This is a genomic window from Pseudomonas sp. WSY_20 (assembly GCF_043104335.1).
GTDB classification, from domain to species: Bacteria; Pseudomonadota; Gammaproteobacteria; order Pseudomonadales; family Pseudomonadaceae; genus Aquipseudomonas; species Aquipseudomonas parafulva_B.
Window position 1 is genome coordinate 1 of the sequence record NZ_JBICKP010000084.1, and the last position, 25,758, is coordinate 25,758.

The 25,758-nt window shown below is 61.8% G+C and carries 24 protein-coding genes and 1 pseudogene; 13 read left to right on the plus strand and 12 right to left on the minus strand.

Annotation, left to right across the window (positions count from 1 at the left end; translation table 11 throughout):
- Window positions 1-141: 141 nt before the first annotated feature.
- Entirely contained in the window at window positions 142-1,524 is a 1,383-nt protein-coding gene (gene cysS / locus ACF8E5_RS20580; RefSeq protein WP_196186447.1) for a cysteine--tRNA ligase, read from the minus strand.
- A gap of 9 nt (window positions 1,525-1,533) precedes the next feature.
- Window positions 1,534-3,237, minus strand: coding sequence for a glutamine--tRNA ligase/YqeY domain fusion protein (locus ACF8E5_RS20585; protein ID WP_392475729.1), 1,704 nt, complete (start codon window positions 3,235-3,237; stop codon window positions 1,534-1,536).
- A 248-nt stretch (window positions 3,238-3,485) separates the two neighbouring features.
- Here ACF8E5_RS20585 and ACF8E5_RS20590 point away from each other — a divergent pair, with 248 nt between their 5' ends.
- Complete coding sequence (locus ACF8E5_RS20590; RefSeq protein WP_196142799.1) at window positions 3,486-3,986, plus strand: peptidylprolyl isomerase; 501 nt, start codon at window positions 3,486-3,488, stop codon at window positions 3,984-3,986.
- On the plus strand, window positions 3,983-4,705 hold the full coding sequence (locus ACF8E5_RS20595; protein ID WP_326384088.1) for a UDP-2,3-diacylglucosamine diphosphatase: 723 nt from the start codon (window positions 3,983-3,985) through the stop codon (window positions 4,703-4,705). Before ACF8E5_RS20590 ends, ACF8E5_RS20595 begins: the two co-directional genes overlap by 4 nt.
- A gap of 87 nt (window positions 4,706-4,792) precedes the next feature.
- On the opposite strand, the gene ACF8E5_RS20600 is transcribed toward ACF8E5_RS20595, so the two are convergent.
- Window positions 4,793-7,120, minus strand: coding sequence for an acylase (locus ACF8E5_RS20600; protein WP_392475730.1), 2,328 nt, complete (start codon window positions 7,118-7,120; stop codon window positions 4,793-4,795).
- Between the two features lie 222 nt (window positions 7,121-7,342).
- Between ACF8E5_RS20600 and ACF8E5_RS20605 the strand changes: the two genes are divergently transcribed.
- Window positions 7,343-7,717 (plus strand): hypothetical protein, encoded by a 375-nt coding sequence (locus ACF8E5_RS20605; protein WP_058639324.1) that lies wholly within the window; start codon window positions 7,343-7,345, stop codon window positions 7,715-7,717.
- 31 nt (window positions 7,718-7,748) lie between these two features.
- Here ACF8E5_RS20605 and ACF8E5_RS20610 read toward each other — a convergent pair whose 3' ends face one another.
- Window positions 7,749-7,937 (minus strand): hypothetical protein, encoded by a 189-nt coding sequence (locus tag ACF8E5_RS20610; RefSeq protein WP_023533551.1) that lies wholly within the window; start codon window positions 7,935-7,937, stop codon window positions 7,749-7,751.
- Between the two features lie 149 nt (window positions 7,938-8,086).
- Here ACF8E5_RS20610 and ACF8E5_RS20615 point away from each other — a divergent pair.
- From ACF8E5_RS20615 to ACF8E5_RS20630, 4 genes and pseudogenes are all read left to right on the plus strand, one after another.
- Window positions 8,087-8,545, plus strand: a pseudogene (locus ACF8E5_RS20615) (hypothetical protein).
- Window positions 8,546-8,784: 239 nt separating this feature from the next.
- The gene (locus ACF8E5_RS20620; protein WP_078478675.1) at window positions 8,785-9,165 is read left to right on the plus strand and encodes a Mor transcription activator family protein; all 381 of its coding nucleotides are present in this window, start codon (window positions 8,785-8,787) and stop codon (window positions 9,163-9,165) included.
- 57 nt (window positions 9,166-9,222) lie between these two features.
- A complete protein-coding gene (locus tag ACF8E5_RS20625) occupies window positions 9,223-9,858 on the plus strand; it encodes a DUF2589 domain-containing protein (RefSeq protein ID WP_197844853.1) in 636 nt (211 codons plus the stop codon).
- Window positions 9,859-9,943: 85 nt separating this feature from the next.
- A complete protein-coding gene (locus ACF8E5_RS20630) occupies window positions 9,944-10,525 on the plus strand; it encodes a DUF2589 domain-containing protein (protein ID WP_196125486.1) in 582 nt (193 codons plus the stop codon).
- A 62-nt stretch (window positions 10,526-10,587) separates the two neighbouring features.
- On the opposite strand, the gene ACF8E5_RS20635 is transcribed toward ACF8E5_RS20630, so the two are convergent.
- The 3 genes from ACF8E5_RS20635 to ACF8E5_RS20645 are packed head-to-tail and all read right to left on the minus strand — an operon-like array spanning window position 10,588 to window position 16,701.
- A complete protein-coding gene (locus tag ACF8E5_RS20635) occupies window positions 10,588-14,262 on the minus strand; it encodes a translocation/assembly module TamB domain-containing protein (RefSeq protein WP_145254541.1) in 3,675 nt (1,224 codons plus the stop codon).
- A complete protein-coding gene (locus ACF8E5_RS20640) occupies window positions 14,259-16,001 on the minus strand; it encodes an autotransporter assembly complex family protein (protein ID WP_392475731.1) in 1,743 nt (580 codons plus the stop codon). The genes ACF8E5_RS20635 and ACF8E5_RS20640 overlap by 4 nt, the downstream gene beginning before the upstream one ends.
- A 52-nt stretch (window positions 16,002-16,053) precedes the next feature.
- Window positions 16,054-16,701 (minus strand): GNAT family N-acetyltransferase, encoded by a 648-nt coding sequence (locus ACF8E5_RS20645; RefSeq protein ID WP_392475732.1) that lies wholly within the window; start codon window positions 16,699-16,701, stop codon window positions 16,054-16,056.
- Window positions 16,702-16,857: 156 nt separating this feature from the next.
- Here ACF8E5_RS20645 and xthA point away from each other — a divergent pair, with 156 nt between their 5' ends.
- Window positions 16,858-17,670, plus strand: a complete 813-nt coding sequence (gene xthA / locus ACF8E5_RS20650; protein WP_058639332.1) for an exodeoxyribonuclease III — start codon at window positions 16,858-16,860, stop codon at window positions 17,668-17,670.
- Window positions 17,671-17,702: 32 nt separating this feature from the next.
- Here the strand turns inward: xthA and ACF8E5_RS20655 are convergent, their stop codons facing one another.
- Both ACF8E5_RS20655 and ACF8E5_RS20660 read right to left on the minus strand, forming a co-directional pair.
- Window positions 17,703-18,452: an anti-sigma factor family protein gene (locus tag ACF8E5_RS20655; protein ID WP_392475733.1), complete on the minus strand. Its 750-nt coding sequence runs from the start codon at window positions 18,450-18,452 to the stop codon at window positions 17,703-17,705.
- A complete protein-coding gene (locus ACF8E5_RS20660; RefSeq protein WP_058605153.1) occupies window positions 18,449-18,970 on the minus strand; it encodes a sigma-70 family RNA polymerase sigma factor in 522 nt (173 codons plus the stop codon). The genes ACF8E5_RS20655 and ACF8E5_RS20660 overlap by 4 nt, the downstream gene beginning before the upstream one ends.
- A 126-nt stretch (window positions 18,971-19,096) precedes the next feature.
- Here ACF8E5_RS20660 and ACF8E5_RS20665 point away from each other — a divergent pair, with 126 nt between their 5' ends.
- The 3 genes from ACF8E5_RS20665 (at window position 19,097) to ACF8E5_RS20675 (ending at window position 21,358) form a co-directional block, all read left to right on the plus strand.
- Entirely contained in the window at window positions 19,097-20,149 is a 1,053-nt protein-coding gene (locus ACF8E5_RS20665; RefSeq protein WP_392475745.1) for a catalase family peroxidase, read from the plus strand.
- Complete coding sequence (locus ACF8E5_RS20670; protein ID WP_058639334.1) at window positions 20,146-20,673, plus strand: cytochrome b; 528 nt, start codon at window positions 20,146-20,148, stop codon at window positions 20,671-20,673. The genes ACF8E5_RS20665 and ACF8E5_RS20670 overlap by 4 nt, the downstream gene beginning before the upstream one ends.
- A gap of 139 nt (window positions 20,674-20,812) precedes the next feature.
- On the plus strand, window positions 20,813-21,358 hold the full coding sequence (locus ACF8E5_RS20675; RefSeq protein WP_027915556.1) for a cupin domain-containing protein: 546 nt from the start codon (window positions 20,813-20,815) through the stop codon (window positions 21,356-21,358).
- Window positions 21,359-21,408: 50 nt separating this feature from the next.
- On the opposite strand, the gene ACF8E5_RS20680 is transcribed toward ACF8E5_RS20675, so the two are convergent.
- Entirely contained in the window at window positions 21,409-22,401 is a 993-nt protein-coding gene (locus ACF8E5_RS20680) for a bile acid:sodium symporter family protein (RefSeq protein ID WP_058639335.1), read from the minus strand.
- A 114-nt stretch (window positions 22,402-22,515) separates the two neighbouring features.
- On the opposite strand from ACF8E5_RS20680, the gene ampC reads away from it, so the two are divergent.
- Both ampC and ACF8E5_RS20690 read left to right on the plus strand, forming a co-directional pair.
- Complete coding sequence (gene ampC, locus ACF8E5_RS20685; protein ID WP_196121879.1) at window positions 22,516-23,658, plus strand: class C beta-lactamase; 1,143 nt, start codon at window positions 22,516-22,518, stop codon at window positions 23,656-23,658.
- 297 nt (window positions 23,659-23,955) lie between these two features.
- Window positions 23,956-24,288, plus strand: coding sequence for a hypothetical protein (locus tag ACF8E5_RS20690; RefSeq protein ID WP_058605149.1), 333 nt, complete (start codon window positions 23,956-23,958; stop codon window positions 24,286-24,288).
- 41 nt (window positions 24,289-24,329) lie between these two features.
- Here ACF8E5_RS20690 and ACF8E5_RS20695 read toward each other — a convergent pair whose 3' ends face one another.
- Both ACF8E5_RS20695 and ACF8E5_RS20700 read right to left on the minus strand, forming a co-directional pair.
- Window positions 24,330-24,629, minus strand: coding sequence for a hypothetical protein (locus ACF8E5_RS20695; protein ID WP_058639337.1), 300 nt, complete (start codon window positions 24,627-24,629; stop codon window positions 24,330-24,332).
- A 131-nt stretch (window positions 24,630-24,760) separates the two neighbouring features.
- On the minus strand, window positions 24,761-25,645 hold the full coding sequence (locus ACF8E5_RS20700) for an EamA family transporter (RefSeq protein ID WP_058605147.1): 885 nt from the start codon (window positions 25,643-25,645) through the stop codon (window positions 24,761-24,763).
- Window positions 25,646-25,758 lie beyond the last annotated feature (113 nt).

Genomic DNA, 25,758 nt, shown 5'->3' on the forward strand with positions numbered 1-25,758 from the left:
TGCGCGCTTAGAAGCAAAAGCAGAAAGCACGTGGCGGTAAGGACGCGGACAAGGACGACGGTAATCGCTTGGCCATCGCCGAGTTACAGGCGGGCTGGACATGGGTTGCAAGCAACCCAATCCCGCTCGCCCTCCCCCAGATCAGTCCGCCAACCGCCAGGTCGTCCCACCCTTGCTGTCTTCAAGCACCACACCCATGGCCGTCAACTGGTCACGAATGCGATCGGACTCTCCCCAGTTCTTGTCCGCCCGCGCCTGCAAGCGCGCCTGGATCAAACCCTCGACCTGGGCCGCGTCCACCTTCCCCTCAGCGCCTGCACGCAGGAAGTCATCGGCCTCCAGCTGCAACACACCCAGCACGTCACCCAGCTCACGCAAACGCCCCGCCAAGCCAGCCGCGGCCGACACGTCGCTCTCGCGCAGGCGGTTGATTTCGCGGACCAGATCGAACAACACGGCGCAGGCTTCAGGCGTGCCGAAGTCGTCGTTCATCGCAGCAGTGAAACGCTCGACAAAGGCCTCCCCGCCGCTGGCCGGTATACGAGGCAAGCCACGCAAAGCATGGTAGAACCGCTCCAGTGCACCCTTGGCGTCGCGAAGGCTATCCTCTGAATAGTTGATCGCGCTGCGGTAGTGGCTGGCCACCAGCAGATAGCGCACCACTTCGGGGTGATACTTTTCCAGCACGTCGCGAATGGTGAAGAAGTTATTCAGCGACTTGGACATCTTCTCGCCGTTGATGCGGATCATGCCGCAGTGCATCCAGGCGTTGGCGTACGGTTTGCCGGTGGCAGCTTCGCTCTGGGCAATTTCGTTCTCGTGATGCGGGAACTCAAGGTCGCTGCCGCCGCCATGGATATCGAAACTCTCACCCAGGCAGCACGTGGACATCACCGAGCATTCGATGTGCCAGCCAGGGCGGCCAGGCCCCCAAGGCGACTCCCAGCTGGGCTCGCCCGGTTTGACGCCTTTCCACAGGACGAAGTCCAGCGGATCCTGCTTGGCCTCGCCGACTTCGATTCGCGCACCAATACGCAAGTCTTCGATCTTCTTGCGCGAGAGCTTGCCGTAACCCACAAACTTGCCGACGCGGTAGTACACGTCGCCGTTGCCAGGCGCATACGCATAACCTTTGTCGATCAAGGTCTGGATCATGGCATGCATGCCGGCAATGTGATCGGTGGCGCGCGGTTCCTGGTCCGGAGGCAGGATGTTGAGGCGGCGTTCGTCCTCGTGCATCGCATCGATCATGCGGGCGGTGAGTGCATCGAAGGTTTCGCCGTTCTCGTTGGCCCGGTTGATGATCTTGTCATCGATGTCGGTGATGTTGCGCACGTACGTCAGGTTGTAGCCGCTCTTGCGCAACCAGCGGGTGGCCAGGTCGAAAGCCACCATGCTGCGACCATGGCCCAGGTGGCAGTAGTCATAGACGGTCATGCCGCAGACATACATGCGCACGTTGTTGCCGTCCAACGGCTTGAACGGCTCCTTGGTCTTGGTCAGGGTGTTGTAGATCGTGAGCACGGTAGTTCCTCAGCTGCCCCAGGAGTCACGCAGGGTGACGGTGCGGTTGAATACCGGGCGGCCCGGCTGGCTGTCCTTGAGGTCAGCACAGAAGTAGCCTTCGCGTTCGAACTGGAAGCGATCTTCCGGCTGCGCCTGGGCCAGCGAGGGCTCGGCACGGCAGCCGCTGAGCACTTGCAGCGAATCAGGGTTGATGTTGTCGAGGAAAGTGCCACCCTCCTCGGTCTTCTCAGGGTTTGCCGAGCGGAACAGACGGTCGTACAACCGGACTTCGCATTCCACACTGCCCTCGGCCGGCACCCAGTGGATCACCCCCTTGACCTTGCGGCCTTCGGGGTTCTTGCCCAGGGTGTCCGGATCGTAGGAGCAGCGCAGCTCGACGATGGTGCCCTCGGCGTCCCTGATCGCCTCATCGGCGCGGATGACGTAGCTACCGCGCAGGCGCACTTCGCCGTTAGGCTCCAGACGTTTGTAGCCCTTGGGCGGCTCTTCCATGAAGTCGTCGCGGTCGATGTACAGCTCACGTGCGAATGGCAGCACGCGCACGCCCATGTCTTCCTTGGGATGGCGCGGGAGTTCGAGCTGCTCGGTCTGGCCTTCGGGATAGTTGGTGATCACCACCTTCAATGGGCGCAGCACGCACATCGCGCGGGGTGCAGTGCGGTCCAGATCGTCGCGGATGCAGAACTCCAGCATGGACATATCGACCACACCGTCCGAGCGGTTGGTACCGATCATTTCGCAGAAGTTGCGGATCGACGCCGGGGTGTAGCCACGGCGGCGGAAGCCCGACAAGGTGGACATGCGCGGGTCGTCCCAGCCCTCGACGTGTTGCTCGTCCACCAGTTGCTTGAGCTTGCGCTTGGAGGTGATGGTGTAGTTGAGGTTAAGACGGCTGAACTCGTACTGGCGCGGATGCGCAGGCACCGGCAGGTTGTCCAGGAACCACTCGTACAGCGGCCGGTGTCCTTCGAACTCCAGCGTGCAGATGGAATGGGTGATGCCTTCGATGGCATCCGACTGGCCGTGAGTGAAGTCGTAGTTCGGGTAGATGCACCAGGTATCGCCCGTCTGGTGGTGGTGGGCATGGCGAATCCGGTAGAGGATCGGGTCACGCAGGTTCATGTTGGGCGAAGCCATGTCGATCTTGGCGCGCAGCACGCGCTCACCGTCCTTGAACTCACCGGCCTTCATGCGGGCGAACAGGTCGAGGTTCTCCTCCAAGCTGCGCTCGCGGTACGGGCTGTTCTTGCCTGGTTCCTTGAGGTTGCCGCGGTACTCCTTGGCCTGCTCCGGCGTGAGATCGCACACGTAGGCCTTGCCCTGCTTGATCAGCTCGACGGCCCAGGCGTGCAGTTGGTCGAAGTAGCTCGAGGCGTAGCGAACGTCGCCGGCCCAGTCGAAGCCCAGCCACTTTACATCGCGCTGGATGGCATCGATGTACTCCTGGTCTTCCTTGGCAGGGTTGGTGTCGTCAAAGCGCAGGTGACAGACACCTCCAAACTCCTTGGCCAGGCCGAAATTGACGCAGATCGACTTTGCATGGCCGATGTGCAGGTAGCCATTGGGCTCGGGCGGGAAGCGGGTAACGATGCTGGCGTGCTTGCCCGAGTCCAGGTCGGCCTGGATGATCGGCCGCAGGAAGTTCGCAGGGACAGCGGGGGCGCCTTTGGCAGCGGCGTTGGGCGCGTTGTCGGCAGTGGGCTTGCTCATAGGATCCTTGAATGCACGTAGCCGGCCTGGGTAGGCCGAATGAATCAAAGGGCCTATCATAGCCGAAGCAGTCAAGCTGCCGACAGTCGGGCTCCGCCAAACTCGCGTGATTTCTCACGCCTTTTTGCCGCAGCCTTGGCAAAATGGCGCAAGCGCGCCATGTGTCCCCAACGCCTGACGCCGCGTCTGGTAGTAATCAGCGCCCAGCGCATCCTATTTTCGATTGCCTTGAAAAAGCGAGTTTCAGCATGTCCAAAGTCAAACTGAGCACCAACCACGGCGACATCGTCCTGCAGCTGGACGCCGAGAAAGCGCCGCAGACGACCGAAAACTTCGTTCAGTACGTCAAGGACGGCCACTACGACGGCACCGTTTTTCACCGCGTCATTAAAGGCTTCATGATTCAGGGCGGCGGCTTTGAAGCTGGCATGTCCCAGAAGAAAACCCGCGCCAGCATCCAGAACGAAGCCGACAACGGCCTGAAGAACAAGAAGTACAGCATCGCCATGGCCCGCACCATGGACCCGCACTCTGCCTCGGCACAATTCTTCATCAACGCTTCGGACAACGATTTCCTCAACCACAGCGGCAAAACCACCCAGGGCTGGGGCTACGCCGTGTTCGGTGAAGTGATCGAAGGCCGTGAAGTCGTCGACGCCATCGAGAAAGTTGCCACCGGCTCGAGCGCTGGCCACCAGGACGTGCCTAAGGACGACGTGATCATCGAGAAAGCCGAGATCATTGAGTGATACTGCTGATCTCCGATCTGCACCTGCAAGAAGAACGCCCGGACATTACCCGGGCGTTTCTTGGTCTGCTCGAAGGTCGGGCTCGCCAGGCAAAGGCGCTGTACATATTGGGCGATTTTTTCGAAGCGTGGATCGGCGACGATGCCATGACCGCTTTTCAGCAGTCGATCTGCCAAGCCATGCGACGGCTCAGCGACAGCGGCACTGCGCTCTACCTGATGCACGGCAACCGCGATTTCCTGATCGGCCAGGCCTTTTGCGAAGCTGCAGGCTGTACCCTGCTGAGCGATCCTTGTGTGGTGGAGCTGGGAGCAGAACGAGTGCTGTTGATGCACGGCGACACCTTGTGCACCCGAGACCTGGGCTACATGAAAATGCGGCGATTGCTGCGCAATCCCCTGAGCCTTTGGTTGCTTAGGCACCTTCCCTTGTCAGTTCGCCTGAAATTGGCACGCAAGCTGCGCAGCGAAAGCCGCGCCCAGACGCGAATGAAATCCACGGAGATCGTTGACGTCACGCCCGAAGAAGTGCCCAAGGTCATGGCGGCGCACGACGTTCGCACGCTGGTGCACGGCCATACTCATCGCCCGGCCATTCACAAGCTGATGGTGGATGGGGAGCCGGCCCGGCGCATTGTCCTGGGCGACTGGGACAAGCGTGCCTGGGCCTTGCAAGTGGACGCGCAAGAGTTTCAGCTGGCGCCGTTCGAATTTTCCTGAGCGCTTGAGCGCTATTTGCTCGATAGTGGGCTAGCCCGTCTGATGCTTATGCGGGAGACGAGCAAGGCTTGCCTCCCGTCTCGACACTCACTGAATGCCCAGCCGCTCATCTCGCTCGCGGATAATCACCTCCCGGTACGCCGGATCGGCCTTGATCTGCTTCTCTGTGAACGGCATATCATGCAACTGACCGGCAGCGAACGCCTTGGTCTGATCACTGGCATGGGGCGAGGCCGCCTCGCTCGATTGGGAGAACGCCAGCAGACCGCGTGCCTTGGGACCTTCACCGGTGAAGCTGACCAGCTGTAGGTAGCTGGTGCCGCTGACAACCAAGCGCTTGCCCTGCCCCATCGGCACACTGTACATGGCGTTGTACACGCCAAGCGCCTGGGGCCCGCCCGGCACTGGCGTGCCATCATGGGCCTGTTGTACCTGCCCCCAGTGCGCCTTCGGGTCGATGCCCTCCTCGGCCACTTGCCGGAGTGAGGCAAGGGCCGCCTGATGAACCACCCTGCTCACCGATGCCTGCTCAACCGCCAGACCACGCGGGGTATGCACAGGATCGTTGCGATCGAACGCCACTCGCCATACCTGCGGTTGATGCTCGATTGCGTTGTAGATGTTTTCAAAGTGCACCAGCCCCATGTTGCTCTGCTGGTTGGCCTTGCCGTTCCAGCTGGCCAGGCTGCGGCACACGGGCTCGACATCAGTGGGGGCACGCTTGCACCAGCTCAGCAGATCCGGCAGCAGCAAACGCGCAAGGTAGACTTTGTCATCGGTCACCAAGCGCTGCAGATCTTCCACACCAAGCAGCGCCCTGCCTTGCAGACGTTCCAACGCGAAGCGCCCACGCATGCCCAGAGGCTGATCGCTGCGGCTGACCAAGGGCGAGTAGCCTGTCATCGGCTGCGCAGGGTTGGTCATCCAGGCTGGATCGTTGGAGTTCTGCACGAAATCATCGCGCTCCAGACGGGGCATCAGCTGCGCCGGAACCGTACCGGGTTGGGCAGCGCGGCTGTCGACTTTCCAGTTGCACAGGCTGCGGGAACCATCGAGCACTACCAGCGGGCCTGTCTGTTCGCCACCGCAGGCATCGAGCAATGCCTGGTCGACGTAAGGCACCACTGACTGGTTCAGGTAGGTCGTCTTGCCACGTTCATCCACGGCGACGGTGTTGACCCAAGGAATACCATGCAGCTGCTCAATGGAACGCGTCAGCGCCGCCACGCTGTCGGCACGATTGATCTGGTACCACTGTTGCAGCACGCGGGCGTTATCGCTGTTGGCATCACGCAGGCTGTAGGCCGTATGCCTGTCCCAGTCCAACCGCCCAGGCCACTGAACGACCGGACCAAATGACGAGCTATACAGAACACGCTCGACTTTTTGCAGTCGGCCATCGGCGGCCTTGACCATGATGCTGACGCTTTGGCGGGTCAGCGGCAGGGACTTGCCGTCGAGCACGTAGCGGGTTGGGTCCTTGGGGTCGAGTTGCAGGCGAAACAAGGTGAAATGCCTGGAGGTGTCGACGGTATGGGTCCACGCCAGGTGGCGATTAAAGCCGATGTTGATCGTCGGCAAGCCAGGTAATGCTGCACCCATCACATCGAGTTCACCGGGGATGGTCAATTGCATCTGGTAGAACCGCATGCCTCCCACCCATGGGAAATGCGGGTTGGCCAACAGCAAACCACGCCCATTGACCGAACGCTGGGCACCCACTGCAATGGCGTTGCTGCCACGCTGGGTGGCAAACCGTTGCTGCTGTTCCAGCGCTTTCCCGTAAGCGACGGCGGGCCGCCGGACATCGTTCTCGGGCGGCTGCGCGCCGGCCAGGGCTTCGACGAACTGCCCGACCCCACCTTCTGCAAGTAACCGCCGTGTAAGCTTGACCAGGTCCTGGCTGGTGATGGCGCGCACCCACTCACCCCCTCCACATTCCGGTGGCAGGCCCTGCTGACGACGCTCAGCCAGTGCTCGATTGAACCCACTGGCATAACCCGCCAAGAGAGCCTGGATGGCAGCGGGCTGCGCGTCCAGAAACGCCTGCACCTGTGTCGGCCCGTTGAGCCAGGTGAAGAAGACATCGCTGGCCAGGTTCTCGCGCTGGTCCACGGTCTGGCCTTGACCACCAAAATAGCGCGAGCGCTCACCGCTGACCGTCAGGACCTGGTCAGCCAGCAAACAAAGATTGTCCTGGGCATAGGCATAGCCAATGCCATAACCGAGTCCTCTTTCATCCTTGGCCACGATATGTGGCACGCCATAGGTAGTGCGACGGATCTGGGCGCTGGCATCTGGCGCTACGGGACGAGCGTGTGCGGTTAAGGCCGCAACCATGAGCGCTGCGGCCAGACCGGCACAACGGCTTGAGCGGATAAATGGGGACACGGACACTCCTCGAATACGGTTCATGCCGGTGAAACGAACGAACGCAAGAAGAGTTTAGGCGGCCTTTACGCTCAGGCCTGACGCTCGTGTACAGGGACCAGGCGTGACGGTAAAAGAAGCCGCTTGATCTGAGCCCACAACAACTGATGAAGGTTTTTTCGCTTTGCATTGCAGATTACAGGCGCTCATTCGTCTTATTCAAAGAGGCACCCATCGTTCGGTTCGTCCAAGAAAAGGAGCATTCACATGTACAACCCGCCAACTCCAGTGCAAGCCAACACGGCGCAGGCCAACACCCCGACTGGGCAGGACGCGCAGGTCGACGAACGAACCGGCAACGAGCAGATACGGGAGTTGCTGCGCAGCTTCGGGCTGCGTACGAGCCTGATACGGCTGAAAGTGATAGACGCCCTGCACGCGGCAGAGCGAAATGGAAGAAGCATTGGCGTGCGGGGTGTGCATGCGCAACTGGAGCAGTTGGACATACCGTTGTCATTTCTCAGCGTACGAGAAGTGCTCAAACGGTTATGTGCCGAAGGCGTGATTCAGCTAGGTGCTGACAAATGCTACAGCCTTGATCCGCAGGCACGTGCCCTGCTGGAGCGACCCACCTCAGCCTGAGTAGCTGGGTTGGCCACTGGACCGACAAACGTCATCGCCTGACTTTACGTCGCAGTATGCCGTTGATCACGACCACAACCACGGCAATGGCGATAGCCAGCATCTGAAAGGTCTGCTCGCTGATCGTACCCGCTTTTTGCAAATGGGAAAGGCCGATCATTAGCCCAAGGACCACCAGAATGATCAGGAGGGAATATTTGAGGCGCTGCACGTGTGTCATCGACGGTTCCTTGCTACATCCGGGACAGATGGCTTAGCTCAAGCCGCGCAGATGATACAACGTTCGCACGCCCCGGCGCTGCATTTCCTGCTGCCTGGTAGCACCCCAACCTGAAAACATTCGGCTTCATCACACGTGTGGGGAGCCCCATGAACAAACGCCTGTTAACACTCATGCTGTGCCTGACCGCCACGCCACTGCATGCTTTCAATACAACTGAGGTGCCTTGCGCAAGACTGCTCGATCTTGGTTACACGCTGAGCCAGCAAGCAGGGAGCAGCCAGTGGCAACAGTTGTGGCAACGGGTTCGAAAGGCTGGCTATCTGAATCCTGGCAACACTTCGTTGCGATTCGAGGTGCCCTCCGCTGTATTGCCAACACTTGCGCAGCAGACCCTGGCGCGCGCCGACCAAGTCCGGCCGGTGTCCGAGACCCACGCGATCTACCGCAGGACCTTCGATGACCGGATTATCGGATCCCGTAACAGGCAGCCTCTGCACGCGCTCTGCGTGCAGGTGGACTAGAGGTCCGTGCCATCCGGGCCGAGAAGTCTTCAGGACGCACACGTGGGCAGTGCCAGTCTACTCAGTGCCTACCCCTGCGACTGAGGTGCTAATACCCAAAGTGCCATACGTTGCGCACATCCCTTCGGGAACATTCGTTTTTCAAGCGCTTGCATGTTTTTTTCCTACACCGTGAGACTGCGCTGCCTGCATAAGCTAGTAACCGAAACTACAGCCCTCACCCCTAATGGCGCCTAGCGGGTCCCGCCGGCTATCACAGAGAATTTAGCCACACCTCGACGTTATGCCGCTGGTGACCCCTACCATTTTCGAAGGAGCGTCATATGGAAACGCCAGACTTGAGCCACATCGACGTTAGCCAATTGCCGCAATCGCTACAGGCACTGATTGAGTGCATAGGCATAGAAAACGCGTACCAGCTGACCTGCGCATTTGGCGGTAGGCCTAAGTACATTCCAAAACACCGCGATCGAACCAAACTTGCTGACGTGTTACCGGCTGAGGCACTCGACGCCCTGATCAAGCGCTTTGCAGGTGTCGCGCTTGAGATTCCCAAGGCTGATCATTTTATCCGCCAATTGCGCAACCACCAGATTCAAAAAGAAAGCGCCAGCGGATTCTCGCGCAGCTTGTTGGCCGACAAGTACGGCCTGAGCCTGCGCCAGATCGGCAACATCCGCCGTCAGGATTTGCCGTTGCGATGAGCGAAGCCTCCTCAACCCATACACACCCTTAACCTGAAATTTAAAAGAGAACCCAGCATGTCCATAGACAACAGCCTCATAGGGTCCGTCATCAGTGCCTTGCCCATGGACCGCATGATTGCGGGCCCGTTGCAGGCCATGGTCCAGGCCCAGGTCACCGCCAGCAAATCCTACGCAGACTTCCTCATGCAAGTCTGCGTACAGGACGGCAAGGCGGTCGCTATCCAGTTCGACTATGACGAGACCATCGCCGACGAGCAGGGCCAATCACAGGGCGTGGTCAAAAAGACGCTGCAAGTGCCGCTAATGGCGGCGATCACCCACCCCAACATCGCCATCGAAAACGGCACCGTCGAATTCGAGCTGGTCATCAATCAGATGTCCGAAGCCACTTCGGCCAGGGACATGAACGCAGAAGGCGCCGCCTCCTTGGGCTGGGGCCCCTTCAAGCTCAACGTCAAGGGCAGCGTGAGCCATAAGTCCTCGCAAACGCGCAAGACCGACACCCGGGCACGCTACGCCTTCAACACGACCCTCAAGCGACAGGACCCACCAGAGGCAATGATGAGGGTGATCGACTTCCTCACGGAGGCGGCTACCAAGCCCATTATTGCAAAGGATGTCACGCAGCAATCGCCAGCCTTGAGTGCGCCACCTCAGGCTCAGGAAGAGCTCGATAGCCCAACGGCATGACTACTGCCAGCGCAGTCACGGCGCGGCGCGAACTGTCCCCCTGAAGGCTCTTCAGGGGACCCACTTGGCCCAATGAGTCGAACCCATGGACAAGAGCCCTGTCCCTATGACCTCCATTGACCTGCGCGAAATCACTCGCGGCCTGCAGGAAGCTGCGAGCGCCGCCAACAGCATGATCGCGCAACAGTACATTGAACTGTTCGATCGTTTTTTCGACTGCAATCACCAGGAGCTGGGCGCGCCGATGACCGCGAAGATGGTCGAGGTGGCCATGGATGGGCAGCACCTGATGCGCGTGCCCCTTTTCGCGCTAGTGTCGCCTAAAGGGTTGGCACTGGAACGGATGCAGGTCGACCTGTCGGTTCGCGTCCAGAATACCGAAGCACGACGAGCATTCACCCCAGCCGACGCAAGCCGCTCGGCCAGTTTCAAGGTAACCATCGGTGGCCAGGGGCGCCAAGGAGATAGCCGCGACCCCGACGAGGTGCAGATCCGGATGCAGTTCCAGGCAAGCGAACCGCCCGAGGCCTTGAACCGGCTGATCGAGGAATACACCAACTTGATCATCCCAGTTCGCGCCCCGGCTCCGGCTCCGGCTCCGGCTCCAGCTCCAGCGCCACCACCCTCGCCCACCAACGAATTCATCGAGGCGGCGACGGTACGTTGATTCCCAAACCACCTGCTTAACCCGACTCTCGGTCGGACCAAGCCGGCAACCTTCGGTGGCGACTAGAAGTCGCGTTTGTAGAAGACGTCCAGGGAGCTTGCCACGCCACTGGCAGCCTCGACATACACCTTCTTGCTGAGCTTGTAGCGCAGGGCGATGGTGTTGGCCGGCTCGAACACGCCCACTCCATAGCGCAGGCTGAGTTTCTCGGTCAGGTTGCCACTGGCCACCACACTGGTGGTGTTGCCTGAGCCCTCGGTATCGAGCTGGAAGTCATCGATACCCAGGCGGGATGCCACATTACCCGTGATCCCTGCGCTGCCGGCCAACCCCAGTCCCAAGGCAGCCTCGGCCAGCATGTTGTTGTCTTCACCCGATGCCCCCAACGGACGGCCAAGCACCAGGTAGGACAACGCTTGTTCCTGGCTCATGGCAGGCTCGGAAAACACCGTACTGGTCGGCTGCTCGGCGTTGCCGCTCAAGCGGATGCCGGCGATCACGTCATCGACTTGGCGGATCGCTTCGATGTCCAGGTAGGGCTGGTCGATCGGCCCGGCAAACAGCAGCCGGGCGCGGCGGATGGTCAGCCGCTGGCCGTAGGCGCGGTAGCGACCATCGGCCAGGCTCAACTCGCCACGCGTATCGAGGTTGTCACCGATATGCACGTGCCCCAACAGGTTGGCAGTCAGGCCGAAACCACTGAACGACAGTTTGCCTCGGCCTACCTCGACATCGATATCCATGGCCATGGCCATCGGCGGCTTGCCCTCCTCGGTCTGGTTGCCGACGATGACCGTGTCGTCGGAAACCTTAACCGTGGAAGGGGGCAGCTCGCGCACCGTGATCTTGCCGTTGGGCACCTGCACCTTGCCTGTGACTGCCAACTTGTCGTCGATCAGTTCCAGGGTAAGGTCCGGCGCTACCTCCAGCGTGGCATAGGGTTCGACCGTGACAGGCAACTGCTGCCCTTGCACGCGGATGTTCATCCCCAGCGCCTGGCCCCAGGTCAGGTTGCCATCGACCTGGCCGCGACCTGCAGTGCCGCTGCGCCAGGTGCCGGCAAGCTGCACCTGTTCACCCGCGATCCGGGCCTGAAGGCCCAGGTCCTGGAACTGAATCGGCAGTTCGGCACCGGTGATCTGGCCGCCGCTCAAATTCATGCTGCCGTTGACTTGCGGCGCCAGCAGCGTGCCAGACAGCTGCCCGCTCCCCTTGAGCTCCCCAGCCAGGTGCTCAACCATCGGCACGAAGGGACGGGCCACTGAGAGGTCGAGACCGGCCAGGTTGAAGTCGCCGGACAACGGCTTGTCCTTGCCCAGTGGATCGATACGCGCCGTGAGATTCAGCTGCCCCAGGCGCTCCCCCAGGAATGCAAGACGCGTATCGATACGCCGCGGCGCCAAGGTGCTATCCAGCCGCAGGGTCTGGTAGGGGAAATCGACCCAGCGGTTACCGTCATTGACACGCAATGTGCCGCCACTGGCGTCAACCACCACGGTGCCCTTTGGGCCGCTGGCGGGCAGGTCCAGGTTGATGTCGGCATTGAGCAGGCCCTGCCATGCGAAATCCTTGGGCATCCACTGCGCCAGGCTGTCCAGCGGGAAGCGCTTGAGGTGGTACCGCAGGCGCGGCTCAGGCGCCAACCGTTGATCATCACCACACAGACTGGCCTGCCCGGAACGCCAGCAGTGGGCGCCGAAATCCAGCTGACCGCTGGCCAGGCGCTGCAGTTTGGCAGGCGCCTGCAATTGCCAGTCTTGCCCGCCAGCCTGTACCCGCCCAGTGGCTAGGCGGCCGCGCCAGTCACCGTTATCCAGTTGCCCGTCCAGACCCACGTCCAGCTTCAGTTGCGGGCCGTTCAACGCCAGCGTCAATGCCTGTCGTCGCATGTCACCATTGCCGACCGCCTGCAGCGTACCGAGGGCGGTGTCACCCGCCTGGATACCCGTGACTTTCAAGTCGATATTGGCCCGTTGCCGGTCGTCCAGACGGGCCGAGAGATTCAGTTGCTGCAAGCGATTCTCGGCCTGTGCCAACCCGGTACCGCGCAATGCCAGCGTGCCTTGCGGCGCCTGCAGGGTACCGGCCACGTCCAGTTGCCCCTTGACCTGGCCCTGCAGCTCGGGCCACAGCTGCCCCAGCCGTGGCAGATCGATGTCCACCTTGCCGGCCAGGCGCTGTTGCAGGCTGCCACTTCCGTTTATACGATTGTCACCCAGTTGCACGCGCAAGGCTGCCAGTGTCCAGCGCTGCCCTGCCCCGTCCGCCTGAACGTTGAGCACAGCGGGTTGGCCGCGCAGGCGCCCCTTGAGGTCGAGCTGAGCGTCGAGCGACAGGTCATCGCCCTGCAGCTGGCCTTTGCTACGCAACGGCCCGGCCAATGTTCCAGGTAGCTCCGCCACCCAATAGGCCGGGTTCAGCGCCGACAACTGCAGGTCCACGTCCCAGGCGAGCGCTTGCGCGAAGCGTACGGCCACACGGCCTGTCGCCTTGCCTTGTCCCGCAGTAAGCGCCAGCGTTGGCAAAGTGACCTGCTCCAGATCCCCTTCGAAAGGGCTTGCCACCTTGAAGGCGCCGGCAGGCCCGTCCAGATCGCCATCAAAGCTGCCCTCGTAGCGACCGTCGCGATAGCGAACCTGCGCGTTCAGGCGTTTGAGCGTCACCTCAGGCGGTGTATCCAGCGGGTACAGGCGCAGCCAGGGAAAGTCCTGCCAAGCCAATTGGGCGTCCGCTGCCAGGCCGTCCTGCCAGTCGACCTTGGCTTGCAGCTTCACCTGCTGGCTATCGCCTGCGTTGAGATCAAGGCCCTTGACCACGGCACCTTTGCTGTCGACCATCCCGGACAAAGCCAGGGCGATGGGCGACTGCTGGGCTGGCAAGTTGGCAGACCCGGTCAATGCATAGCCCGTCTCAAGGTTCCCATCGGCTAACAGCACCAGGTCATCGAGCTGCAGGGTGTCGGGCAGTGCCTCGGATGGCTTGAACGCCTTGGTCTGAATGCTCAGGCTGGCCGGCAGGTGTTCAGCCAATGCCTGGACCTTGCCCGCAAGGGTGGCATCCAGATACCCATTGCTCGTCCCGGTCAGGTCAAGCGAGCGTTGCAGTTCACCCGTGGCTTGCAATGCCAGTTGCCATGGCTTGTCCCCCACGGCGGGGAGCTGCACCTGGGCCTGCAACTGCACAGGCCAATCGCCTTGAGGCTTCACATCACCTTGCAGGCCCAACTGCAGATCGTCGCGGGTCAGGTGCAGGCTGTCGATGCGCATGCCTTCACCGGTCCAGTGCGCAGCCAGTTGCAGATCACCGAGCAGGTCGCTGCCATCCAGGCGCAGTTGCCCTATCTTCACCTCGCCCAGTTCGATGGCAAGCGGCAAGTCCAATGTGGGCAGTTGCAGCGGGCCGTCGTCGCTGACGTCAGTCGAGGGGGCGAACGCCATGTCGATTCGTTCTGCGTGCAACTGCTCGATGCACAAAGCCCCACGCAGCAGGCATGCCGGGGACCAGTTCAGCAACGGCGCCTGCGTCTGGACTTGGGTCTGCCCATCGACGTAGGAAAGACGAGTGGCTTGCCAGGTGCCCGCCAAGCGTCCTGCGAAACCCTCCACGGTCAGCCCGGGAACCTTGCCCAGCGCCCAACGGCTGCCGCCCTCGGTGCCGATCACCAACGCGATGGTCAGCGTCAGGACGGCCACGAGCCCAAACAGGCCCAGCAGCATGTATTTGATGACAGATTTCAAAGCTCAGGCCCCATGGAAAAGTGCAGGCGGATGCCGCCGTCGTCGTCCAAGGCCTTGGCCAAGTCCAAGCGTAGCGGCCCTACCGGTGAAACCCAGCGTACGCCGAAGCCGACCCCCGTCTTCAGGTTGGGCAACTCGAAGTTGTTGAACGCGTTGCCCTGGTCGACGAAGGTCGCCAGGCGCCATTTGTCCGTCAGGGAATACTGGTATTCGACGCTGCCCGCCACCAGGTAACGGCCACCGATGCGATCCCCGTCGCTGTTTTTCGGCGACAGGGTCTGGTAGTCGTAGCCGCGCACGCTCTGGTCGCCACCAGCGAAGAACCGCAGCGAAGGCGGAACGCTGTTCTGGAAACCGTTGGTGGCGCTGCCGCCGAACTGAACGCGGCCCAGCAGCCGGTGGTTCTGACCTACCGTGGTGAGCCCTTTGAGCAGCACGTTGCCGCGCAGCAGGTTCGTATCGGAACCCAGGCCTTCCTTTGCCACTTGCGCTTCGAACTGCACGCGATAGCCATTATGGGGGTCAATGCGGTTGTCGCTGCGCAGGAATAAATAGCTGATACCGGGCATGAGCAGGTTGCTAAGGCCCGCATCGTCCCCCAGCCGGTACTCTTCGCGCTGGTACTTGAGCGATATGACCCGCTGCCAGCCGCTGGGCAGCTTGCTGTGCCATTCAGGGCCTACCGTCAAGAGCTTGCTGAGGGTGTCGGTGCCCGCCAGTTCTTCGTTCTGGTACCCCCCGGCAAATCGCAGTTTGTCGGTCAATGGTGGGTCCAACGGGATGTCGTACCACAGCCCCACGTTTTGACGCGGCGCCGACAGCTCCGCTTCCCAGCCATAGCTGTGCCCCTGGGGATTGACCCAATGGCGCGTCCAGTTGGCCTTGCCGCGCGGGCCAACGTCGGTGGAATACCCAAGGCCCAAGCCCAATGTGCGAGGCTTGCGGGTTTCCAGGCGTACATCGACCGGAATATTCTGAGCGACTGCGGCCGTGGGCGCGGCGTCTACGCGCACACCCTCGAAGTAGCCGCTGGACTGCAAGTCGCTGTTGAGTTCGGCAATCAGCTCCGAATCGTAGGGCGTACCGGGTTTGAACGAGACCATCCGCTGCAGCAAATCGTCGTCCAACGGCGTATCGCCACTGAAGGTGACCGCGCCCAGTCGGTACCGCGGCCCACTTTGGTAGACCAGGTCGATATCGGCCACCCCGGCGCGGGGATCGACGGCCAGACGCTGCTGGCTGAAGCGACCTGCGAAGAAGCCATAGCGTGAGGCCTGGTTCTGAATGACACGCTTGGCATCCTCATAGACACCATGGTTCAGTTGCTCGCCAGTGCGAAGCGCGCCCCCGGAAGGCACTCTGAACGCGGTCATGTCACTGGCCGGCCCCTCGACACGCACGGTCACGTTGCGCAGGCGTATCGGCTCGCCGGGCACGATGTTGACCACCAGTCGTGGTGAACCGTCATCGTCGCGGGGCGGCTTGACGTCGGTACTTATCTGGGCCTGGTAGTAGCCCAGCGCCTGGGCCGCTTTGCGCGCCTGCTCCTCGGCCCCGCGACTGAAACGCAGCAGCGCTTGCTCGTCGCGGTCGCCCAAGCTACCGATATAGCCCTCGACATTGGCCTTGAGCGCCTTGTTGGCCGGCTTGACCGTCACCACCAATTCGCTCTGGCCCCATGCAGCAAAGCTGACGGCCCAGATCACCAGGCCCCAGCGAACTCTTCCTGAATATGTCATCCCGCGCATGCTACCAGACCAAGGGTGTAAAAGAAGCCAACCGAAACGCCATTCACGCCAAGGGTTCACTGACCTGAGCGCTGTCATACATCAGAACGCGTTGGCGCACTGTCCCAATGGCGACCTCGCCAACCTCGACAAAGCCTTGCGTGTGATAAAACGCCACGTGTTCATCATTGCCCGTGTCGACGACGATCCCTTCGACCTGCCCATTCTTCATACACCATTGTTGTACCGCATGTAACAACTGGGCCGGATACACCTGGCCTTGCAGCGCCGGCAACACCCCCAGTAGCGGCAGCACGTGCACTTGATCGGTAGGCCGGCATGTCGAGACAGCCGCCTGGTACGCCATGAAGCGCCGGGTGGCGCGCACCCCCGCGCCAACCATCATGCGCAGGCGCCAGGCCCAACTGTCAGCCACACCCAGACGCCGCAGTGGCGGCACAATCAGCGCGACGCCTACCAAGCGATCGTCCAGCAGCAGGCCAACGGCGGGCAGTTGCAGGTAGAAATGCTGGCGTACCCACTCGCGTAGCAGCGTACGCAGGCGGCGCTCATAACCAGGGCGATGCGCTTCGAGCAGATAAGCGAAGGTAGGGTCGTTCCGGTAGACGGTGTACAGCAGTGCCCGGGTTTCGCGGCGATAACCGGAGTCGAGCAGCCAAACGCGGGCCTCGGCGGCAGGGGCTTGAGACATGGAGGGGAACCTTCTGGGCTGGCTGATAGGCCTTGGAGGCACAATGCCGCCCATCGTTCACCTTCGCGCCATGTCAGCCGCGCCTAAGCGCCCTCATGCTGGTGATCAACGCCGATGTCGGCTAGCATCGCGACTTTTTACCGGGATCGGCTCTGCATGAAGATCGTCTGCTTCAACATCAATGGCCTGCGGGCGCGCCCACACCAGTTGGCCGCCTTGGTCGAAAAGCACCAGCCGGACATCATCGGCCTGCAGGAAACCAAGGTCAGCGACGATCAGTTTCCACTGGCCGAGGTCCAGGCTCTGGGCTACCACGTGCATTACCACGGGCAAAAGGGCCACTACGGTGTCGCCTTGCTGTCACGCCAGGCACCTTTGAGCTTGCACAAAGGGTTTTCAACGGACGAAGAAGACGCCCAGCGGCGCTTCATCTGGGGCACCTTCGCCGACCACCACGGCAACCCCATCACCGTCATGAACGGCTATTTCCCCCAGGGCGAAAGCCGCGACCACCCCACCAAGTTTCCCGCCAAGCAGCGTTTCTACGCGGACCTGCAAGCGCTGCTCGAAAGCCAGTTTCGCAGTGACCAGCCCGTGTTGGTCATGGGCGACATGAACATATCCCCAGAGGATTGCGACATCGGTATCGGCCCAGACAATGCCAAGCGCTGGCTCAGGACCGGCAAATGCAGCTTCCTGCCAGAGGAGCGGGAGTGGATGGAGCGCTTGAAAGGCTGGGGGCTGGTGGACAGCTTCCGGCATCTGCACCCGGGTGTCGACGACCGTTTCAGCTGGTTCGACTACCGCAGCCGCGGCTTCGAGGACGAGCCCAAGCGTGGCCTGCGCATCGACCTGATCATGGCCTCGGCAAGCCTGGTTCCGAGGATCAAGGCTGCAGGCGTGGATTACGAACTGCGCGCGATGGAAAAACCGTCGGATCATGCGCCCATCTGGCTAGAGCTCAGCTAAGCCAGCCTAGGGCGCAGGAGGCCTTGTACGGCTCACAACGTCGTGCGCAAGGCCTCGCCGATACCCACACCGCGACCATCATCGACAGCACTGACCAGGGCGAAATTGTAGGCGCCATGGGACCAGTATCGGGCCTGGAGCTGCCCATCGATTCGCTGCCCTTGCGGCATGCGCCGGAAGTGCTCGCCGGGTGAGCGCAGGAACAGGCTGATACGGCGCCCCGCCCCGTCCTGGAACACCACCAGCGCCGCCGGCCCTTGCTCGTTACTGAGCAGCCGGGCGCCCACCGGGGCGAACCCGTAGCCTGCCAAATCAGGCAGTTGGCCCACCTGGTGAAAGTGCGCTTGCAGCCAGGTGCGCAATTGATCGGGGTCACGCGCCTGAATATCCAGCGCTTGGCTGTCGGCAAACAATCGGTGGGCCTGCACGGCATCAGCCATGGGCTTTGCGTCGGCAAAGCTGGCATCGCGCGCCTGCCACCCGCCAAGTCCCCCAACGCCTAAGGCTAGGACGATCGCTGCAGCACTTGCCCAGCGACGCTTCAGGCGGTGTCGCGCCTGTTGGCGCAGCTGATCGCGGTCAACCCGCGGGCCCGCCAGCGGCTGCGCAAGGCCCGCCAGGCTCGTGCGCAACTGGCGCGCATCGGCGCGCCAGCCTTCCACACGTTGCGCAGCCTTTGGATGATTGGCCAGCCAGGCCTGGACTTCGGCACGGCGCACCGGGTCCAGGCGGTCATCGACGTAGGCGTGAAGCTCTTCTTCGCTAGGAATAAGACGGGTCATTTCAATCTCCGCAAGGCCGGTGGTCGAGGGCTGTCCTCGGTCAATGCACGCAGGGCATCGCGCGCCCGCGACAGCCGTGACATGACAGTACCGATTGGAATACCCAACGTCTGGGCAGCCTCCTTGTAACTCAGGCCCTCAACGCTCACTAGCAACAGCAACGCGCGCTGCTCGGTCTTGAGCCGGCCAAATGCCTGCAAATCCGCCTGCGCCAGCACGATGTCCTCAAGGTTATCGCCGGCCGTTTCTTCGGCAGCGCTACTGCTGGCGAACCAGGACAGCCAGCGGGCATGCAACCGTTCTCGCCGTTTGCCATCCAGAAACAATCGATAAAGGATGGTGAACAGCCAGGCGCGCAGGGCATCGGGATCCTGATGCTGCTGACGCCGGCTCAAGGCACGTTCGACCGTGGCCTGCACGAGGTCATCCGCACTTCCCGCCTCGCGGGTCAGCCAGAGGGCGAAGCGACGTAGTCGGGCCAGTAGCGCTCGCCATTGTTGGTCGTCCAAGTCCTGCATGGAAAATATCCGGTCGATGATGGGGCAGTCTAGAGAACAGACGCGTTGGAGAAAAAGTTATTCCCGCTCGGGGAATAACTTTTCCAGGGCAGCGTCGTACTGGCACTTTTCGTGAAATCAACGGGACTGACCATGAACCAACCTTTGCACGGCCGGGCCAAGGCCTGGCGGCTTGCCGCAATCGGCGCGGTGATGCTGGCTGCCGGTGCGGGCTTCGCCTACAGCGCCGGCTGGCTTGGCCAATCCGCGCTCACACCACAGCGCATCATCGACACGTTCGAGGCCCAGGCTGGGCACTACCCGGGTTATCGCAAGAACCACGCTAAAGGCCTGTGCGTGAGCGGCTATTTCCAGGCCAGCGGGCAAGCGGCAAGCTTGTCGACGGCACGGGCATTCACCCAGGCGCATGTGCCGGTCACAGGCCGCCTGGCCATTGGTGGTGCCAACCCGTTTGCGCCTGACACCGGCATCCCCGTGCGCAGCCTGGCAATCGAACTCGCCACCGACGATGGGCAAGTCTGGAGGACCGGCATGAACAACCCGCCCGTTCTGGCGGTAAGTACGGCCGAGGCGTTCTACGAGCAGGTGCTGGCCAACACCCCGGACCCGGCCACGCGCAAGCCCGACCCTGCCAAGGTACAGGCCTTCTTTGCAGCCCACCCCGAGAGCGCCGCGTTCAAGCAATGGGCAGCCAGCTACAAGCCCAGCGACAGCTTCGCCAACACCCAGTACCACAGCATCAATGCATTCAAGTTGATCGATCACGACGGCCATGCCCATCCGGTGCGCTGGCAGCTTGAACCGCTCACGCCGTACACGGCCTTACCGGCGAAGGTGGACGACCCTCTGTTCCTGCAACATGACCTGCGACGACGGCTGGCGCTGGGGCCGTTGCGCTGGACCCTGCGCCTGGTACTGGCCGAACCGGGCGACGCTATCGACGACCCTGCCAAGCCTTGGCCAGCGAGCCGGCGCAGCGTCAACGCAGGCACCCTGGTGCTTGAGCAGGTCGACGCACCGGAACAGGGTGCCTGCCGCGACCTCAACTTTGACCCCTTGATACTGCCCCACGGCATCGAACCCTCCGCCGACCCTATACTCGCGGCCCGGTCAGCGGCCTATTCGGAATCATTCAACCGTCGTAGCCGCGAGTCCTTGAGCACGGGAGCCCGACCATGAAACCCACCACCTTTCATCCCGTCGCCCGCCTGCTGCACTGGTCGATGGCGTTCCTGATCCTGGCCATGCTCTTGATCGGCGTGAGCATGGTCACGGACCTGTCGGTCCGTCACCCCGTACTGGTCAGCTTGCACAAGATCACGGGGCTTGCGCTGCTGGTGCTGATCGTAGCGCGCATCATCGTGCGCCTGAGCATTCCCCATCCACCTCTGCCCCAGGACCTACCAGCCTTCCAGCGCCTGGCTGCCGGCGCTTCGCACCTGCTGCTGTACGGCCTCATGCTAGCCATGCCCTTGCTGGGGTGGGCCATGCTCTCGGCCGGCGGGTACCCTCGCCCGTTTGGCCTGCCGGCGATCGTGCCCCATGATTTGCAGCTGTATGCCGTGCTGCGCCAGGCGCACGGCTGGGGAGGCTACCTGTTGTTCGCCACGGTACTGGTACACGTGGGCGCTGCGCTGATGCACGCCTGGGTTCGCCGTGATGGGGTGCTGCGCAGCATGTGGCCAGGATCAAAGGCGGACTGAGGGCGCCGCATCTTGCCTGGCGATGGCCCGTCCGGCCTCGCTGGCAGCGGGCACCTGCAAACCGCAGCGCGCAAGCCTTGAGAGTGTGTTTTAATGCGCCTCGCTCATTATTCTTGACACCTCTTATTACAAGGCGGCTATGGACACGGGGACGCGACTCAAACTAGTGCGTGAACGCAACAACCTCTCCCAGCGAGAGTTGGCGCGCCGCAGCGGGCTCACCAACTCGACCATTTCGCAGATCGAGCAGAACCGCGTCAGCCCATCGGTCAGTTCCTTGAAAAAGCTGCTGGAGGGCATTCCGATGAGCCTGGCAGAGTTTTTCAGCTTCGATGAACCCGTGCGTGAGGAGCGTTTCGTGTTCCGGGCGGGCGAGCAGCCCGACTTGGGTCGCAACGGATTGCGCATGCTGCTGGTAGGTGCCAGCGTCGAGGGCCGGCAAATGCGCATGCTGCGCGAGCTTTACGCCCCAGGTGCCGACTCGGGCGAGCCCATCGTGCACGCCGAGGGCGAAGAGTGCGGGCTCGTCACGCGAGGCACCGTCGAGCTGTGGGTCGATGGCCAGGTCAGCGTGCTCAATGCGGGAGATGGCTACTACATCCCTACCACCCTGCCCCACAGTTTCAAGAATATTGGCCAGGACGAAGCAGAGATCATCAGCGCCAATACCCCCGCGAACTTCTGACCCAGGCGACGTGATGGTTGCAGACCACGTGAGCTGCAACCATCACCGGGTCATCGCACCGTCGGCACCTCGATATCATCCTGCTCGCGGCTCGCATAGTGTTGGGCCAGCACAGCGCAGACCATCAGCTGGATCTGGTGGAACAGCATCAATGGCAGGATCATTGCGCCGATGCCGCTTCCGACGAACAGCACCTGCGCCATCGGCACACCGGTTGCCAGGCTCTTCTTCGAGCCTGCGAACAGGATGGTGATCCGGTCTTCGAGGTTGAAACCAAGCACTTTGCCCAACAGGCTGGTCCCCACCAACACCACGGTCAGCAGGATGCCGCAAACGGCGAACAGGCCTGCCAGGTGCTGCGGCGAAACAGTGTGCCACAAGCCCGTGACCACCGCCTCGCTGAAGGCGGTGTAGACCACCAGCAGAATCGAGCCCTGGTCGACGATCTTCAGCCAGCGCGCATTGCGTTTAACCCAGGCACCGATCCAGCGGCGGGCCAGTTGCCCGGCCACGAATGGCACCAGCAACTGCAGGGTGATCTTGAGCACTGCGTCCAGACCCGAGCCGGTGTCGCCGCTGGCGCCCAGCAACAGCATCACCAGAACCGGGGTCAGGAATATGCCCAGCAGGCTGGATGCGGCTGCGCTGCAGATGGCCGCTGGCACGTTACCCCGCGCCAGCGAGGTGAACGCGATGGCCGACTGGACGGTGGCAGGCAGGGCGCAAAGGTACAGCACCCCCAAGTAGAGCTCGTCTCCTACCAGTGGCAGGAACAGCGGCTTGAACGCCATGCCCAGCAGCGGAAACAGCACGAACGTGCAGGAAAACACCAGCAGGTGCAGGCGCCAATGCCCCGCTCCAGCGATGATTGCCTCCCGCGAGAGCTTGGCCCCGTGCAGGAAAAACAACAAACCGATCGCCAGGTTGGTGAGCCAGCCGAAATACACCGCCCCCTGCCCTGAGCAAGGCAACACGGTGGCGATCGCTACCACAGCCAGCAAGGCAAGGGTGAAGTTGTCGAACAGCATGCGCAGGTACTTCATCACAGCTCCGTCTTGTCTTTGGGCAAGGACGGAGGATAAGGTCTAGCGCCCCCAGGCGCTAACGCCGGAACCCCTCCTGGTATCGCGCAACGGACAGTCAGCCAAGGAATCTTCATGATCTGCTCCCGCTCCGTGGCCCTTGCGGTCGCCCTCACACTCGGCGCCCCCTGGTTACCCGCCTACGCCAATGACCCGCTGCGAATCAAAGTCGACACCGTCATCGGTCCCCTGATGCAGGCCCAGGGCATCAGCGGCATGGCGGTCGCGCTGTATGCGAATGGCCACGCTCATTACTTCAGCTACGGCGTCGCCAGCCGCGACAGCGGCGTGCCCGTTAGCCGCGACACCCTCTTCGAAATTGGCTCGCTGAGCAAGACATTCACCGCCACGTTGGTGGCAGTGGCCAATGCCGAAGGCCAGCTTGCCCTGGACGCCCCTGCCAAACGCTATCACCCGGCCCTGGCTGGCACTCCCCTGGGCGACGCCACCGTGCTGGACCTGGGCACCTACAGTGCCGATTGCCTGCCCTTGCAGTTTCCCGACACCGTGGAAACACCCCAGCAAGTGGTGACGTTTTTGCGCCAATGGCAGGCCAAAGGCACGCCAGGTGCCCAACGGTGTTACTCCAACCCGAGCCTGGGCCTGTTCGGCGACCTGGCCGCCCGCGCCCAACACCAACCGTTTGCCACCTTGCTTGAGCACAACGTGCTGGAGCCCATGGGCCTGCACAGTACCTACCTGGAGGTGCCCAGTGATGCACGTAGCCTGTATGCCCAAGGCTACGATGCCAGCGACAAGCCAGTGCGCGTAAACCCTGGCCCTTATGCGCAGCAAGCCTACGGCATCAAGACCAGTGCCAGCGATCTGCTGCGTTATGTGCGCTTGAACATGCAGCCCGACGGTCTGCCTGCGCCCTTGGCCCGCGCCACCCTCATCACCCGTAGCGGCTACGCCCAGATCGGTGAAATGACACAAGGCTTAGGCTGGGAGCGTTATGCGTACCCCGTTGCACTGCGCACCCTCATCGCCGGCAATGGCCCGCAGATGATACGAGGCCCCCAGCCGGCACAACGGCTGCAGCCGCCTGCCGCCCCATTGGCGGGAGCCTGGTACAACAAGACAGGCTCCACCAATGGTTTCGGTGCCTACGCAGCATTCGTCCCGTCTGAGGGGTTGGCCATCGTGCTTCTAGCCAACCGCAACTACCCCAACGAAGCCCGCGTGCGCGCGGCATACGAGATTCTTTCAGGGCTTTGAAATCGAGGATTGTCGAACAACTCCACGAAAATGTAGTGAGCAGAAAATATCACTACAAAATGGTTGACGCCGTTCATCGCGTTTGTGCATGATGAGGCCGTCTCCCTGATCGGGAGCCGTGGCAAGGGTGTTCCAGGCCGCCTGCGCGGTAACGCAGGCGGTCCGTGGAGAGGGAACTGTCCAAAAGGCAGCGTGAGAAAGCCCCTGTTGCAAAGCTGCAGTAGCAGCCTTGGAAACGCGCTACATCGCGATAGCGCCAACTGTGAAAATCACCTGAAACTGGGTAATGGGGGCTTTATGATGAACTTGAACGACAATCCGACCATCGATCAATTGGCCAAGCTGTTCGCCACGCGCAAGGACAGCCTTGATGACCATCTGTTGTGGGTGAGCCAAAGCGGCGAAGTGCGCCTGGACCGCTTGCCACCCAACACGATCGAAGATGAATTCCAGGAGCACCTGCCAAGCATGCGTGCGCGATTCAAGGCCTATCGCCGAGGCCAGGGCTATGTGGGCAAGAAGGCGGCTGCCGATACCGAGTTCGTCGGCCGTGTCTTGCAAACCCTGCAACAGCAATGGCCAGAGGCACGTACGCAACGTGCCGTGAAAGTGATCGAAGCGCAGTACTGACCGTCACGCTGTATCAAGCCCGGCCACCGCGCCGGGCTTTTTCATGCGCGCCTTTTGGCGTTTTTAGGTAATGGCATGGCACCTGTGGCCAACGCCCGAGCGCGCTCAACACCCCAAACCAGCGCCCGGGTCATGGTTTCCCCAGAGCGCGCAGGATAATACTCCTCCACCAGAGCCTGCCCATTGCGTGCGTAAAGGCCGAGAAACAGTTGAGTTGCGCCTTGCCTGGACAGGCGCACCTGCACATCCAGGGTGGTGCCATCGCTCAGCACTTCGTCGTGGCAGCGGCTGTGCAGTTGTGCATCGGCCCACTGCCAATAGGTTTCGTCCCTGACTCGCATCGTTTGCGGTCCTCCTTACAAAAAACGTAACCAAGGAACCATATCCGTGCCTGATAGGCGACCGTAACTGACCGACATCATGAGCTTGGTCAATCAACGCTTAAAAAAAGACAGGTAGCACTCGTAATTACTCAGGCCCTCGCAGCCTTGAGCCGCTGTCCGAGTCGGGCGCCGAACACGTTCACCAACAAGCCACTCATAACCAGCAAGGCACCCCAACCCTGGGTTTCGGTCAGGCGCTCGCCCAGCAGCAGCGCTGATGAACTCAGGCCTATGACAGGTACCAGCAGCGAAAAAGGCGCGACCTTTCCGGCCGGATGGCGCGACAACAGCGTGCTCCAGAGGCTGTAGCCCAGAATGGTGGCCACGAATGCAAGGTATGCCAGCGCGGCAATCGAGTGCCAGCCGATGTGCGTGAGCGCCTGGCTGATGCGTTCAGGCCCCTCCAACCAGCCAGAGAGCAGCAGAAAAGGCAGCGGAGGGATCAAGCCGCCCCAGATGACCAATGCCACCAGGTCTATCGACCCGAAGCGACGAGTGATGATGTTGCCCAAGCCCCACATCGCCCCGCCACACAAGGTCAGTACCAGCGCGAGCATGGGGACATGGCTACCGTCTTCGCTGCCGATCAGCGCTAGCCCACCGGCGGCCACCAGCAGCCCGAGCACGCTGGCCACGCGCAAGCGCTCGCCCAGAAACAGCGCAGCGAAGCCCAAGGTGAAGAAGGCCTGGGACTGCAGGACCAATGAAGCGAGCCCCGGTGGCATGCCGCTGGCCATGGCCTGGAACAGAAATGCAAACTGCCCCAGCGAGATGGTCGCACCGTAGGCGATCAACCAACGCCACGGCAGGTTCGGCCGCTTGATGAAGAACACCGCGGGAAAAGCCACAAGCAGAAAACGCAGCGCCCCCAGCAACATGGGTGGCAACCCATCGAGCCCGACCTTGATCACGACGAAGTTGACGCCCCAGGCGATGATTACCACCAGAGCGATGAGCAGGTCCTTGAGCGGCATTGCGGCTTCCTTCTTCAGCACTTATACATATTTCGTTACAGCATAAGGCTATTCCTCAATGAACCACCATTACAGTTGCGCCCTAGCGTTGCGCAACAGTGAGCTGTGCGGCC